This is a genomic window from Nocardia sp. XZ_19_231, assembly GCF_015355705.1.
In the GTDB taxonomy this organism is placed as follows: Bacteria; Actinomycetota; Actinomycetes; order Mycobacteriales; family Mycobacteriaceae; genus Nocardia; species Nocardia salmonicida.
In genome coordinates, this window is record NZ_JACUZI010000005.1 from 1 (window position 1) to 13,174 (window position 13,174).

Below are 13,174 nucleotides of genomic sequence, written 5' to 3' on the forward strand. Positions count from 1 at the left end.
ACCGCCCAGGGCCTGTGCTCCGGGTCGACACACGGTCAACCCGCCGAAGGGGGTGGGGACTTTTAGGTGGCCACCAGTGGTGACCTACACGTGGCCACCAGTGGGGACTTTCTCATGGCCAGGGACAGTCGGGGCGCGCGGTAATCCGAGCAACGGCTGAAGGTAGGCGGTCGAAGCGGATAGACAGTGCAGGCGCGGGTGGGAGTTTAGGCCGCGACCGCGAGGTGGTCGTCGGTGGTCTGGGCCCGCAGGTCAGCCAGCAGTCTGGTGAGTTTGCGTGACACGCCGCTGCACCGCGCTGAGGGACGGCGCGAACCGCGCGCCCGGCGAGCTTGGGTATGACGGACTGTCGCGCCAGCCGACCGAACACCGATCACACCGATAGCGCCCCACCATCGCCACCACCCCTTGCGCCAATCGATCGTGGAATCAAAGCGATCCGACAACCCCCGACTACGGCTACCCGACCGATTCTCGCCGGGAGAAATGTCGATCGAGTACCTGGCCTGCACAACCGGTGACTTGTGGTAGTCGCGGAAAGCAAGATCCCCCGGAGCGATCTCAAACACGCAGGTGTGCGCTCCGCTCGGGCGTGGGCACCGACGATGCCGAATGTTGGTTTGGTCGCGGTAGGAGCGGCGCTAGCGGCCGTTGTCCGGCCACTGCACGGCCGTGACGGGCAGGTTTCGGCAGGCCCGTCGTTGCCGGGCCGTCTACCGGTCGACTGGTGGCCCAAGAGGCGCATGCGCGACCGCCCGCTCGAGTGCGGGTTGTCCGCCAAACGATCCGGTCTGAGGGGTCTGCGGAATCTCGCACTTTCCTTGTTTGTGGGTTCGCCGGGGCCACTGCGCGACGCCCTCTCTGAACCTTCGCCTGCGGAACCGGTGCATGTCCGCCAACGTCGAACAGGGCATGGGCAGCGATTCGATCGACCGGCAAGCGTTACTCGACGCTGGGCTCGACCCCGACGATCCGACCGTGTGGGAGACCCAGTTCCGAGTATCGGATCTGCTGGTCTGTCTTGGCGTGGCGGAATGTAGCGGCGACCGCTGCCAACGCGCGTTGAAGACAATCGAAGGCGGTAGGTGAACGTGCACCAGGCCGGAGGCGTGGCTGGCTGCATGGTCGCCGCATGCGTGGGGATCGTGGGCCGCGCAGTGTGTAGCAGTGTTGGGCACAAGCGAAAGGGTGGCATCGTGTGAACTGCTCCCCGGACGTTGGACTGAGAAAAATCAGTTCCAGTCTTCGGAGAGGAACCCTACTGTGTCTTCCATCACATGATGGAACGGTTCGAGGTGGTGTCGCGTCCAACCCGTATGTACCGCCGAGTGATGTTGGCGCACAGCTGGTATCGGGCACGGCGCAGGGTCCAGCCGCGAAAGGTGCATTGTTCGACTCCGGTCGAGAATGGGGGAAGCTAGATGTTTCGTTCTTTGATGGTTGCGGCGGTAGTGGGTGTGATCGCGACGGCGGGCACGTTCGCCGGGGCTGGGTCAGCGAACGCGAGTCAGGTGTGGGCAGCCTGCGGGATGTCGTCATCAGAAACCAAGGTGGTCGCGACCTATCCACAAGCGCGCCTGCAGTGCGGAACCGCGAACTGGGGGTTCTTCCACATCAAGGCCCGCCACCTCGATGAATGGCAGAACCTGGCCAGCATCGAGGGGAAGAACTGGCGTGACATCGCAGATATGGCGATCGAGAAGTCGTTGACCGCCCCGGACAAGAGCGGCCCGGCCGGTGGCAGCAAGTACTGCTATTCCGGGCAGATCTACCTGGTCAACCATGTCAACGGGCGGATCGAGAAGACCGTTCAACCCACCGTTATTGTGGGCGGGGACGGAACGATCATCACAGCGTATCCAGGAGGCGGGTGCCGTGGCTGACCCCACTATCGAACAGCTGTCCGAATCGGTCACCACGGCTGGCGCGGACTGGGGAGCGGAGATAGACAGAGGCCCCCACGGCCGCTTGCAGATCATCCGCCGCCACGGCGAACTGCTCTATGCACCCGTGGAATTCGCTGTCACCGACGTCGAGTTGCGGGCCTACTATCGCCGCATCGCCGAAGAAGCTGAGCGGGGTGCGGCACCGGAACCGGCGTGGGAGTGGTGGGTGACGCTGATGTCGACGCACCTCGCTGAAGCACTCCACGACCTGGACCGTGAAAAGCGGCCCTGCGTCGTCATCGTCGGTGACACCGGATTCGCCGCCACCCCGGTCGATTCCGATGATTAAGTGAGCCTTCCTCACGCCGTTTGAACTTGGTTGTTGCACTGCGCGAATGACCTTATCGACGTCGACCACGTCTTCACCGACAAGGACGCCACCGACCCGCTCTCGAGCAAATGGCCAACCGGGTGCTGCCCTTGTCGAACTCGACGCGCACGCCCTTGCGGACGAGCCCGCGGAGATCGTCGACGTTGCGGGCGAGGCGATCCATGGAGTGGACGACCACGGTGTCGCCGACGCGGACGAAGCCGAGCTAAAGCGCAAGACCCTGCTCGACCGCCGGGGCGGTGTCGGCGGTGATCCACAGGATCGGGGTGTGCCCGTGGGGGCGGGTCGCGGCCCAATACGAGACCAGGGTGCTCTTGTCGATCCCGCCGAGACCACCACCTGCCCCGCACCGCTTGATAGCAGGGTGTCGAGGCGGTCGAGTTCGTGTGCGCGGGCCTCGAACCGGCCTCGTATGATTGGGAGGTTGTCGATCTCAGGCGGGGCGTTGACCTGCGCGGCCAGCCGGAAACGAGTACTCGATGGGCACCACTCGCACGCCGGTCGTGGAAGCGGTCGTGCAAGGACGCGGTCAGGCCGGTGCACGAATTTCGCGGATCGAGGGCGTGACGAGCAGGTCTCGGTCCAAGGCCGCCCACGGTTACCCGGCATGCGCGGAGAGGTGGATGGGTTCGGTGGCTTTCACATCGACGGCGAAGTGCAAGCGTCTCGCCGTGGGGCAGGATCTCGTCATACATCGGTGTCGACATCGGTGGATTCACCAACCTTCGTTAGGGTGGAGTGAACGCGTGGGCCTCCACACCATCAGTGGTGACCGCATACTCCATTGTTCCCGGTGCAGGGTCCATTCGGACATGTTCGGCGCCAAATATTTTCGTGCGAACGCAATGAGTTCCTGCGTGACGCTGAGCCCTGCGGCGGGGGTGACTGTCGGGCTGGTTCAGCACCACTTCTCGAGACCGAGGACGGCCTGCGCACCGCGGTGGCGCAGCTGGTCGTCGACTATTACGCGCTGGCATACGCCGCCGACGGCGACAAGCCGGCGCTCTCCGTGGCCGTCAACTGATCGAGAGCGGTCGAGACTCGCCGGGACAGTCGCTGTGCGTATTCCTCAGTGGTGTCGCATTTTTCGGCGCCCCGACCCAGCGCATCTGGACAACGATATCCAAGTCGGTCCGTCGCAACCCCCCGAGATCAGGGGGTCTCGATCCATGTCTAAATACCTGTGTTTCACATTAGGCTCACTCGCATGCTAATGAAACGCTTTGCTGCCCTTGCCATTGCGGTCGCCGCGTTCGGCGCCGCCTCCACCGGACTCGCCATCGCCGTGCCCGAAACACCGACGCAGCCCACCATCAGCCACACCGCCGCAGCCGAACCGGTCGTCCTACAGACCGGCTCGGCCGTAATCGATCTACTCGCGTATATCGCTGCGGGGTGCATCGGCAGCTGGAGCCCGGCCCCGCCCGCACACTGCGTCTGACATCGACCAGGCGGGCCCGTCGGACGATCCGCGGGCCCGCTCCACTGAACGCACGCTCACGCCGATTATGTGTCGTGCGCTATTGCAGGAATTTTGTGTGCGGGTGCCCTGCGGCGGCTCGTCACGGAGGGGTCGGTGAATCCGGCGAGAAGTTGCTCCGGCGCGATCGCAGGCGGCCCGGTGACCCGCCGACGCGAGCCTGGTGAAGGGGCAAGCCACACCCCGAGGACCAGCTAACCTGAGCCGTCCGCCGCATCGAATCGTTGCCGCTCGGCGCCGAATTCGCAACCGGCGAAATCGTGCGACAGCTGCAAGCCAAGAGGCTGGCCGCCGCTGCCCGAACCGCGCGCAGGCGATGTAGATTGCATCGCGAGGAACGCCTTCGGAGGCGCCCGAACGAGTTCGTCGAAGGCTGGCTCGTACGAAACCTGGAGCCGGTCTGGCAGGGACTGGTCGCCGATGCTCAGCGTGGGCTGTTCCGGCTCCGGTAAGCCGCGACGCTGGCCCGGTGTGCGCAGGTTCGGGTGCAGTACTGCTTCGAGCCGTTGCGCGAGAGATCTCGCCGCGATGTCTTGTGTCGGCCTTCGACGTCGGCGCTACCGATCGTCTCGACACGGTGGTTGTGGGACGCGGATCAGCAGTGTTCGTATTGACGTATATAGGGCGTGCTGGGATCGCCGTCGGTCTCACGAGCGGGAGTGTCGAGGCTGCGCGTCTGGAACGCGTTGGCCGCGAGCAGGGTTCGGGCGATATCGGTGACCGGGACATGGAGTTCGGTCGCGAGTTCGTGGGCGGTGGGGGAGCGGTGGAGTCGTCGGGTCAACTCGTCGGTCATCACTCTGACTTTGCCCTGGAGCTCCTTTTCCCGACGCGGCACATGTAACGGCCAGATGCGGTCGCGGAAGTGTCTGCGTACTTCACCCATGACGGTGGGGACCGCGAAACCCAGAAACGGTGATCCGGTACTCGGGTGGGCTCGCGAACTCGATGGCCTGGCCCGGCTCCCGCCGTAGGAGCGCGTGATCGGTGCCGGGCAGACCGCGCAAGCCATGTTTGGCCCAGGCCCAGAGGAAGGTCCGAAGCCCAGAGGAAGGTCCGATCCTCGGCGAAGGGCCCAATCGGAAGGGTTCGATGCCGATCCCCCTGAATTGGGAATGTGCGGCAGAAGACCCCACTGGCGATCGCCGTGCCGCGGCTGTCTCCCCGCAGGGCCCGGCTGCTTGTCGCGGCCCCGTCCGACCACGACGGTGTCGATATCGGCGCAATTTTCGAGTACTCCACCACTCGGGACAGTTCTGCGTGGTAATGGAATCGTCGATGCTGATCCCAAGAACGAGAGGTCGATCATGGCTATCCGCTACACGATTGCTGCACGTGACACCATGTCGGCGCTGGCCAGCCGCTTCTACGGCGACTCGTCGCTGTATCCGGTGATCGCGATCGCGAACCGGATCGCCGACCCGAACGTGATCAGGGTCGGTCAGGTGCTCATCGTTCCCGGGCTCACCGCCACCCACACAGTGGTCGTAGGCGACACACTGTCCGGTCTGGCCGAGCGGTTCTACGGCGACCGCGCGCGGTTTCCGCTGATCGCGGCCGCCAACAAGCTCGCCGACCCGAACACGATCACCGTCGGGCAGACCCTGATTATCCCCGACCTGACCCTCGCCAAGCACACACTGTTCTGCGTGCCCGGCACGTGGGAAGCCGTCGCCGCCGCCAACGCCAACCCGGGCGGAATCAGCCCGTCGGACCCCATCGGCATGCTGACCGGCATCACCAACGCCCTCGACCCGCAATGGTTCGACATCGAATACGTGAACTATCCCGCCAGTTTCGGACCCGTCCCCGGCGGCGGCGACGCCCTGCTCGACGCTCTGGGCCGACCGTCCTACCGCGCCTCCCGCGACATGGGCATCGCCGAACTGACCAGATTGATCAACGCGCACGACGGGTCGTTCGGCCTGCTCGGCTACAGCCAGGGCGGGGCAGTGGTCTCGCTGGTCGGTCGCGACATCGTGTCCGGTTCACTGCAGGGCCGACGCGACGACTGTCACTGGGTACACGCCCTCGCCTCACCGCATCGCGGGTTGGGCCGCACCTTCCATCTCGGCAATTCCCTCGCCTACCAAGGCATCTCGGGCGACAACATCACCGAAACCCACCCCATCGACTGGTTCGACTACTGCCTGCCCGGAGACATCTACGGCAATGCCAACATCGCGGGCACCTACTTGAAACAGGCCTACGACATCGCCACCGAATTCACCCTCACCGACCCGGTCGCCATGATCACCGGGATCGCCGAACACATTGTCGACTGGGTGAACTCAGGTATTCTGGGACCGATCGATCCCGCCCGCCTGTTCGCCACCGCAGTGGACCTCAACAACTTCCTGCGCGACTTCCCCCACGACAAATACGGAATCTGGGACATCATTCCCGACCGCACCGTACTCGCCCACTCGGCCGCTCACCTCAACTACTGGGGACCACGCATCGCACCGGCCTGACAGCGCACGGCTGTCGGCCGCCAGCCTCTAGTTCTGGGGCGCTCAACGACCGTTGTGACGGAGGTCGAGAACAGCCTCAAGTGAGGCTCGACGGTGTGCCCTCGGTTCTGACCAGCGGAATGAGGTGGTCGCGATGGTGCCCCCACAGCTCTCGGACGGTCGTCGATCCGGACAGTGCTTCGTCGATCAGCACGGAAACCGGCAACGGTGCGCAGCACTGCTTCGATGGAGCGTTGTCGGGTGCGGTCCGGACCAGACGGCCCTGAGTACTGAGAATGAGGGGCAAGACAGGGGGTGCCGTCGCGTCGTCTACCTGAGCTGTCGCGGAACTAAACCGGTGCGCTCCAGTGACCCCTTGAGCCCAAGATCGTTTTCCGATCAGCTCTAGCGACAGCCTGGCCGGTCAGCCTCCAGGTCGAGGATCCGGTTTCGTTGATCTTCGATAGTCCTGCGCACACTGGCGATGAGTTCGACTTAGCTCGTCTGCATCAAGTGGTCAGGAACGAGAACGGCGGTACCGCACGACGAGGTGCGGTACCGCCGTTCGCCTTTCCCTGGGTCAGTTCAGGGTGAAGGCGGCGGTCGGCGCGGAGGCTTCGCCCTCGGCGCCGAGCGCGTTGTAGACCAGCGTGTAGGCGCCGGTGCCGGGGGAGTCGACCGCGAAGACCACGAAGTTGTCCGGCTTGTCGATGGTCTGGCGCGCGCCGAGCAACTCGTTGATCGGGCCCTTGAAGTCGGCGGGCACGGTGCGGCCGTCCGGGGTGCGCACGCTGAAGTACTGGTAGTAGATGTTGGCGCCGCCGGCCGGGATGCCGGAGCCGCCGGTGAGCGTGATGTGCAGCGCCACATCGGATTTCCCGCGCTCGCCGGTGCTGTAGCTCGGGTGCAGGGTCGCGCCGGTGACGGTCACCGTCGTCTCGCCCTGGGTGAGCTTCGCGGAGGTCGGGAAGCTGCGCGGTTCCACGCTTTGGACCTTCGCGTCCTTCTTCAGCGCGATGATGGTCTGGTTGTCGGTGGCCGTGCCGTAGACGATCGTCATGGTGTCGATCAGGTGCTCGGCGTCGTCGAGCGAGCGCACCGGGACCTCGGCCTTGCCTTTGCCCTTGCCGCCCGCGGCGACGGTCGGGCTGTCGAAGGTCGCGCCGCCCTCCAGCTCACCGTTGACCAGCAGCGTCGGGGTCAGCCCCAGCATCCGGTCGGCGAGTCCGGTATTGGCGTAGGTGATGTCGATGGTCACCTCGGCGCCGCCGTACTCGTCCGGCACCACGGTGGCCTTGTCCACGGTGATGGCGAAATTGTCGTACCAGCCGGTCTTGCCGACGGTGCGCACGGTGGACTGCCCCGCGCGGCCCGCGGCGGGGGCGCCGGCCGGCGTGCCCGCGGAGGTGGCCACCGGCGTGCTGGCCGGTTTCGCGGTGCCGACCTCGTCGTTGCAGGCGGTGAGACAGAGCAGGGCGACGGCCAGCGCGGCCGCCACAGCGGTTTTCCGGACGAGTGGAGTGGGCACGACTGCCTCCAGTGATTCGACCCCGTCCGGCGGATTCCCGGGTTCGGCGCGCGGCGGGTTCTGCCCGAAGATGTCCCGGCGCGCGCCCGGTGTTAACCGGAGCGCGGAGAACGATCGGGGAACGCCCGGATCACCGCCGCGGCACGGTGTAGTCGATCAGCTTGTCCGCGTTGGACGGTGAGGTCACCACGCAAATGCCGAGCGGGCCGAACCGGCACTCCGCCGCCCTGCGGCACCTGGTGAACAAGATGCTCGGCCACCTCTTCTGCTGCCTTCAAAACGGACAGGAATTCGACCCTGGCAAGGCATTCGGTCAACCGATCACGACTATCCCGGAACCGGTCGCTGCTTGACACTTAAAAGCATCGGAGGTCTTGCTTGTGTTGTCGTCGGCGGCGGCTGGACGAGCCGGTCCCAGGCGTCGCAGCGTTGGGCGTCCGCGGCCTAAACGTTGGAGGCAGGCCGGCGTCAGCGTAATCGGCTATTGCGGTCGTTTGACGATGAGTATGTCCTTTAGAGGATGTCTCATGTCGTAGGCAGCAGTCGCGGCATGGCCGGAATCGGCTGTCGTGCATGATGTTCGGTCGTGACCGACAAATTTGTCGTTGCGTTTGGTGCCCGATGAGCTGTGGGAGCTGGTCGAGCCGTTGCTGCCGGTGTTCACCCCACGTCGCCAAGGTGGCGGCACTGCACCGACCGATGAGCGGGCCGTGTTCACCGCGGTCGTCTATGTGTTGACCAGCGGATGTGTGTGGCGGATGCTGCCGCCCTCGTTCGGGGTGACTGTCCCGACCGCGCACCGCCGGTTCACCGCCTGGACCGAGGCGGGTCTATGGCGGCGCCTACAGTGCGCCGTGCTCGACGAGCTCGGCAGCGAGGGTTTGCTCGACTGGTCGCGCGTCGTGGTCGACGGTGCGTCGGTTCGAGCAAAGAGGGGGCCCGATGACCGGGCCGAATCCTCCTCGATCGGGGCAAGTCGGGCTCGAAACTGCACGTACTGTCGGACCGGACGGGGATACCGTTGACGGTCGCGGTCTCGGCGGCCAACACACCTGACGCCGCCGCCCTGCGACCGTTGGTGCGAGCGATCCCGGCGATCCGTTCCCGGCGCGGTCCGCGTCGGCGCAAGCCGGGAAAGTTACACGCAGACAAGGCCTATGACTACCACGAACTGCGGGACTGGGTGCGGGATCGAGGCATCGGCGTCCGAATCGCTCGCAAATGAATCGAGTCGAGTCAACACCTCGGTAGGCACCGCTGGGTCATCGAACGCACCATCACCTGGCTCGGAGGGTATCACCGGCTCTCGATCCGCTACGACCGCAAGGACACTCACTACTGCGGGTTCCTCACCCTGGCAGCGGCATTGACCTGCTACAAGAAACTGGTGAAAGCCCGGTCAGCGACATGAGACACGCTCTTAGGGTGCAGTAGGCGAGAAGGAAGAACCGGACTCCTCTGCTGGCGATCAGGGCCGAGTGGTTCGCAGCCACAGCCCGACGGCGATCGTCCAGAAAAGGAGTGCTGCCGTTGCCGTGACGTTGAGCCAGGCGGGTGTCAGCCAAGGAAAGGCGCCGAGAATCTGGAGTCCGCCCGCACCGAAGCTTGCGACAGGGAGCAGATACCACACACCTTCATCCCGTAGGGCAAAGCCCAGAGCGATGAGCCCCACCGCCGCGAACAGCTGCAGACAGTGCAGGGTGCCATAGAGCATGCTCACAATGAGCGCGATGGAGTCGTCTGACATAGCGATGCCGAATACCGGATAGACCAGTCGACCGGCAATGACGACCATCAGTCCGAGCAGTGTCATAGCTAGCAGAAGGCTGCTGCACCCGATCAATGAACTCACAGGCCGTGAGAGCCGGACCGTCCGAAGCAGGATGATGGTGGCAGGTGTTAAACACACGCTCGCGAAGAACATCAGCTCGTCGCTCATGGACAGCTGGAATGAGTGCTCTTGCACCCATCGCGCCAGCTCCGAGTGAGCAGCTGGTGCTGGTGGAAGCAGCGCGATCAGGAGCAGAGCGCCGAACAACAGCGTGCCGCCGACGATGAGTGCCCACCCACCGAAGGTTTGCTCGAAGCGGTGAGCCGAAGTGGTGCCGGGTCGGTGTACCTCATGCTCATTACCCATGCTCAACAGTATCGGTCGCGATCTGGACGGAGATTCGGTTGACCCGCCTCAGCCTGATCCTCCGCATCGCGAACGATCGTTCGCGAGACACTTTGGGGCGAAGGGGGTTCCCGCAGGTCGCCTGTGTAACGCTTGCCGTGTACGCGCCAATGTCAACCTGTAGTGATCCTCGGCCGGGCCGGTCCGGGCAAGTGCTATCGGGTCATACCGAGATCCTGCGCTCGCTCTATCGCGGGATCGAACAGATCGTGCTCGATCTCGAAGACGAATACCGCCGCCTCGCCGAAACCGTCGGCGGAACCAACATCCGCCTCGGAGCCCTCAGCGTGCGACTCAACGCGTTCGACCTCGAAATCCACACCCGCAGCGACGGACGCCGCAGCGCCCCACCCGACGCGCTCACCCGACGCGAGATGTTCCTGCATACCTTGATGCAGATGTTGCTGGGCGGCACCACGCGGAGCGGATGGGATTGCCCTGGCTCGAGTGACTGACAGCCACGAAGCCACCTCCGTCTGGATCGGGCGGGGCTGTCGACATATGACGCACGCTCATGCCGCGACCCGCGCGATCCCGAGGGCCGCGGGGCACCAGCCGACGAACGCACTCAACTGCTGCTGATCGCGCGTTCTCGGTGACCGGCTTTGGCCATCGCCTGCCCGGTACGGCCTGGCGTTCACGCGCAGAGGTTCGCAGGTCGAGGGGCCTGTAGCGTCCATGCCATGGGTTCTCGAAATTCTCGGCGATGGGGATATGCGCTGACGGCATTGGCTGTCGTCGCGGCCGGTATCTCCGTTTTCGGCTTGCAGAGCTTACCGGGGCGAGAACCGACATTCACCGGTGCCAAAGCGTGGAACATCGATCCCGACGGCGCCATCACCGAGATCACGGACTCGGACCTCGATGTTGAAACCACGTTCGAGAAACCGCCGCCGCTCCGGGCCAGCGCGATCGTCCGTGAATTTCACGCTGAGGAAGGCTGGGGTGTACTCGACGCAGCCGAGATTCCTGGCGGTTGTTGGGTGTTCTACTCCGAGATTGAGGCGACTGGGTTCCGCGTCCTGACTCCAGGTCAGCGAGTCGACCTCGAATACGAGGATCTTGTTGCGCAGTACGGTTCCGACTCGCACCAGGATGGCTACCGGTATCGCGCGACGTCGGTCCGCCTGTGAGCCGCGATGCAGGAGATCAGGCCAGGTCTGGGCACTGCGGAGTTGGACCGCCAAGTCGAACGAGGTGGGGTAGTGTCGCCGTCATGATTTTGCAGAAAGGCGCATGAGCGCCCCGACGTCCGAGCACAGACTCTTGCGCCCACGTTACATTCATTTCGCCGCCGGTCGGCTGTGGGTGATCGATGAAACCCAGCCCATCGCCGTACTTCTCGAACCGAATTCCGGACAGATCGATCGGATTGTGTCTTGGCCGGAGATACCCTCCCCATCGCCCACTTTGACGGTTGCTTCCCATGAGGACAGTGTCTGGGTTCGATACTGCGGAACGGATGTTCTGGCCTGCGTAACCGTGGACGGAGTCCATCACGTCGAGTATTTCGCGGGCACACATCTGCTGACAGCGGGATCGTCCGGAGTGTGGTGCTTCAGACCCGCACGGGTGCGTGACGACATCGCTCGTACTGCCGATGAGCCTCCGCTCCACAGCCCGCAACCTGGACCGCCTTTACTCCCGGCCCACCCAGGCGGAGGCACTTCGCCGATCGAGGTGGGCGGGGTTGTCGTCGCAGCCGACTTCGACGAAGTTTCGGTCCGTCTGGGTGTCGAGCACGCCCGATGGTCGCGCATCTACCGGGATACACCCACTCCGGCAGGATATGTTCTCCAACAATCTAAATCGTGGATTCACCTGGACGCGAAGACGATCCGCATCGGACTCGACGACTACCCTCGGTCGAGGGCTGACGGTGTTTGGCACACGAGTGAGTACGCCGATTGGCACTGGGGCATGCACGACGTGCAAGCCGAGTTCATCGGCGAGTGGCCACACGGGCGTCTGCATTTCAGTTTCACGCACGATGACTACGAGGGACTGACGTTGGTCACCCGACTGAATCTCTACGACGAAAACGTGCGGCGTCTCGACGATATGACTCGCTATGTCCCGACAGATTTGATGGAGCAGGCAGATACTCGCGCCTACCCGGATCGGTCGCACGTCATCGGCGGGGTGTTGTACGTATGACGCATTGGGTCGAGGTGCTGCTGAAGATTGTCGACGGCCCGCAGCGGACAGTCGTGGGCGTCGCGCGCGCCGCCCACGCCGATATCGGTCCGCGGGTCGTCTACGACGCGCACCACGGGATTGCTCCGTCATACGTGGGTTTCGGGCTCGGCGAGGTCCGTCTGTTCCGTCAAGGTCGAAAGACTCGCATGGAGTCTCTCGACGGAAAGCCGGTTTTCATTTCCGACGGCCAAAAGTGCTGGGTGTTTCAGACCGGTCAGGACGATCCGATTGAAACGAACGAGCTCAACACTCGGATACACAATCCCGGCCGGGAGCTGATCGTGTCCCGTCCGGTCGAGCATTGGGCGCGGCCAGGGCTCACCCGCCCCATTCGTCCTATCGAAGAGGTCGAATTCATCGAACGGCGTTGCTGGGCAGTTGAATTGAAGACCGGCCGCGATAGTTCGCCGGAGGTGCTGACAATCGACATCGAGACTGGGACCGTCCTGAAGCAGGACTGCCAGAAGGGCAGTGCTGCGTACGTCGAATGTGCCGTCTCGGAAACACTTCCGGACTCGACGTTCACGTGGACAGGCCCCGTCAGAATGCCTCGAAACGTGCACGCGGAGGACATGGCTCGTCGGGTCGAACGATCGAAGCGCAACATGGAGTGGTTCCGGGACAACGTCAGCTCGGAGCGTATGCAGGCAAGTGTCTTGGTCGATTTCACCCCGACCGAGGTGCGCCGAGACCCCGAACACCCAGACAGCTTCGAGGCTGATTTCGAGAAAGGTGCAGGCCGGCTGTGGCGGCGCGCACGGTCCAGCGAAGACTGGTTGCTCCCAGTGAACTGGACACGGCACTATCCGACGCCGATCCGAGCATGGTCGACGCAAAATTTCGATTGGGCGTGTGCGGCGGGCCTGGGCCCGGACAGTCTGACGGATGCGACGTTGATGGAACTGCAGCACTCGCTTCATCCAGGCCAAGACGTGGTCGGCATACCTCCGTTGAATCCGAGACCTCGTTGATCGTGGCTGCAGCGCCGGATGCACGTCGCACGCCCTACAACGGAGCTGTTGCGGTCGACGCCGGTGGCCTGTTGGTGTCGACATGCTCGA

Annotated in this window: 14 protein-coding genes and 2 pseudogenes; 11 read left to right on the forward strand and 5 right to left on the reverse strand. The window is 64.1% G+C overall.

Annotated features, from left to right (window positions below; all coding sequences use genetic code 11):
- Positions 1–888: 888 nt before the first annotated feature.
- The 3 genes from IBJ82_RS21930 (at position 889) to IBJ82_RS21940 (ending at position 2,235) form a co-directional block, all read left to right on the forward strand.
- Positions 889–1,089, forward strand: coding sequence for a hypothetical protein (locus IBJ82_RS21930; RefSeq protein ID WP_194827861.1), 201 nt, complete (start codon positions 889–891; stop codon positions 1,087–1,089).
- Between the two features lie 332 nt (positions 1,090–1,421).
- Positions 1,422–1,883, forward strand: a complete 462-nt coding sequence (locus IBJ82_RS21935) for a hypothetical protein (RefSeq protein ID WP_194827862.1) — start codon at positions 1,422–1,424, stop codon at positions 1,881–1,883.
- Complete coding sequence (locus IBJ82_RS21940) at positions 1,876–2,235, forward strand: hypothetical protein (RefSeq protein WP_194827863.1); 360 nt, start codon at positions 1,876–1,878, stop codon at positions 2,233–2,235. The genes IBJ82_RS21935 and IBJ82_RS21940 overlap by 8 nt, the downstream gene beginning before the upstream one ends.
- 130 nt (positions 2,236–2,365) lie before the next feature.
- Here the strand turns inward: IBJ82_RS21940 and IBJ82_RS34750 are convergent.
- Positions 2,366–2,482, reverse strand: a pseudogene (locus tag IBJ82_RS34750) (recombinase family protein); the annotation flags it as partial.
- A 588-nt stretch (positions 2,483–3,070) separates the two neighbouring features.
- Between IBJ82_RS34750 and IBJ82_RS21950 the strand changes: the two are divergent.
- Both IBJ82_RS21950 and IBJ82_RS21955 read left to right on the forward strand, forming a co-directional pair.
- Positions 3,071–3,301 carry a hypothetical protein gene (locus tag IBJ82_RS21950; protein WP_194827864.1) on the forward strand — a complete coding sequence of 77 codons (231 nt, stop codon included), beginning with the start codon at positions 3,071–3,073 and terminating at the stop codon, positions 3,299–3,301.
- 183 nt (positions 3,302–3,484) lie between these two features.
- On the forward strand, positions 3,485–3,718 hold the full coding sequence (locus IBJ82_RS21955) for a hypothetical protein (protein ID WP_194827865.1): 234 nt from the start codon (positions 3,485–3,487) through the stop codon (positions 3,716–3,718).
- A 463-nt stretch (positions 3,719–4,181) separates the two neighbouring features.
- On the opposite strand, the gene IBJ82_RS35420 is transcribed toward IBJ82_RS21955, so the two are convergent.
- Together IBJ82_RS35420 and IBJ82_RS35425 are read right to left on the reverse strand one after the other, a co-directional pair.
- Positions 4,182–4,322, reverse strand: coding sequence for a CGNR zinc finger domain-containing protein (locus IBJ82_RS35420; RefSeq protein WP_200950412.1), 141 nt, complete (start codon positions 4,320–4,322; stop codon positions 4,182–4,184).
- A 30-nt stretch (positions 4,323–4,352) separates the two neighbouring features.
- Complete coding sequence (locus tag IBJ82_RS35425) at positions 4,353–5,066, reverse strand: sigma-70 domain-containing protein (protein WP_370585422.1); 714 nt, start codon at positions 5,064–5,066, stop codon at positions 4,353–4,355.
- Here IBJ82_RS35425 and IBJ82_RS21970 point away from each other — a divergent pair.
- Complete coding sequence (locus IBJ82_RS21970) at positions 5,065–6,231, forward strand: LysM peptidoglycan-binding domain-containing protein (RefSeq protein ID WP_228537541.1); 1,167 nt, start codon at positions 5,065–5,067, stop codon at positions 6,229–6,231. The two genes, IBJ82_RS35425 and IBJ82_RS21970, sit on opposite strands and share 2 nt — an antisense overlap.
- Before the next feature lie 559 nt (positions 6,232–6,790).
- On the opposite strand, the gene IBJ82_RS21975 is transcribed toward IBJ82_RS21970, so the two are convergent.
- Positions 6,791–7,738 carry a hypothetical protein gene (locus IBJ82_RS21975; protein ID WP_194827868.1) on the reverse strand — a complete coding sequence of 316 codons (948 nt, stop codon included), beginning with the start codon at positions 7,736–7,738 and terminating at the stop codon, positions 6,791–6,793.
- Positions 7,739–8,352: 614 nt separating this feature from the next.
- Between IBJ82_RS21975 and IBJ82_RS21980 the strand changes: the two are divergent.
- Positions 8,353–9,149, forward strand: a pseudogene (locus IBJ82_RS21980) (IS5 family transposase).
- A 57-nt stretch (positions 9,150–9,206) separates the two neighbouring features.
- On the opposite strand, the gene IBJ82_RS21985 reads toward IBJ82_RS21980, so the two are convergent.
- The gene (locus IBJ82_RS21985) at positions 9,207–9,875 is read right to left on the reverse strand and encodes a hypothetical protein (protein ID WP_194827869.1); all 669 of its coding nucleotides are present in this window, start codon (positions 9,873–9,875) and stop codon (positions 9,207–9,209) included.
- A 191-nt stretch (positions 9,876–10,066) separates the two neighbouring features.
- Here IBJ82_RS21985 and IBJ82_RS21990 point away from each other — a divergent pair, with 191 nt between their 5' ends.
- The 4 genes from IBJ82_RS21990 to IBJ82_RS22005 all read left to right on the forward strand — a co-directional run bounded on the left by IBJ82_RS21990 (position 10,067) and on the right by IBJ82_RS22005 (position 13,084).
- A complete protein-coding gene (locus IBJ82_RS21990; protein WP_194827870.1) occupies positions 10,067–10,369 on the forward strand; it encodes a hypothetical protein in 303 nt (100 codons plus the stop codon).
- Positions 10,370–10,597: 228 nt separating this feature from the next.
- On the forward strand, positions 10,598–11,047 hold the full coding sequence (locus tag IBJ82_RS21995) for a hypothetical protein (RefSeq protein WP_194827871.1): 450 nt from the start codon (positions 10,598–10,600) through the stop codon (positions 11,045–11,047).
- 103 nt (positions 11,048–11,150) lie between these two features.
- Entirely contained in the window at positions 11,151–12,071 is a 921-nt protein-coding gene (locus IBJ82_RS22000; protein WP_194827872.1) for a hypothetical protein, read from the forward strand.
- On the forward strand, positions 12,068–13,084 hold the full coding sequence (locus IBJ82_RS22005; RefSeq protein WP_194827873.1) for a hypothetical protein: 1,017 nt from the start codon (positions 12,068–12,070) through the stop codon (positions 13,082–13,084). Before IBJ82_RS22000 ends, IBJ82_RS22005 begins: the two co-directional genes overlap by 4 nt.
- The last annotated feature ends 90 nt before the right edge of the window (positions 13,085–13,174 follow it).

Excerpts from the sequence above, each read along its gene's own strand:
- IBJ82_RS21930 (WP_194827861.1), top strand. The coding sequence starts at position 889 with ATGTCCGCCAACGTCGAACAGGGCATGGGCAGCGATTCGATCGACCGG.
- IBJ82_RS22005 (WP_194827873.1), top strand. The coding sequence starts at position 12,068 with ATGACGCATTGGGTCGAGGTGCTGCTGAAGATTGTCGACGGCCCGCAG.
- IBJ82_RS22000 (WP_194827872.1), top strand. The coding sequence starts at position 11,151 with ATGAGCGCCCCGACGTCCGAGCACAGACTCTTGCGCCCACGTTACATT.
- IBJ82_RS21955 (WP_194827865.1), top strand. The coding sequence starts at position 3,485 with ATGCTAATGAAACGCTTTGCTGCCCTTGCCATTGCGGTCGCCGCGTTC.
- IBJ82_RS35425 (WP_370585422.1), bottom strand. The coding sequence starts at position 5,066 with ATGATCGACCTCTCGTTCTTGGGATCAGCATCGACGATTCCATTACCA.
- IBJ82_RS21970 (WP_228537541.1), top strand. The coding sequence starts at position 5,065 with ATGGCTATCCGCTACACGATTGCTGCACGTGACACCATGTCGGCGCTG.
- IBJ82_RS21935 (WP_194827862.1), top strand. The coding sequence starts at position 1,422 with ATGTTTCGTTCTTTGATGGTTGCGGCGGTAGTGGGTGTGATCGCGACG.
- IBJ82_RS21985 (WP_194827869.1), bottom strand. The coding sequence starts at position 9,875 with ATGGGTAATGAGCATGAGGTACACCGACCCGGCACCACTTCGGCTCAC.
- IBJ82_RS21995 (WP_194827871.1), top strand. The coding sequence starts at position 10,598 with ATGGGTTCTCGAAATTCTCGGCGATGGGGATATGCGCTGACGGCATTG.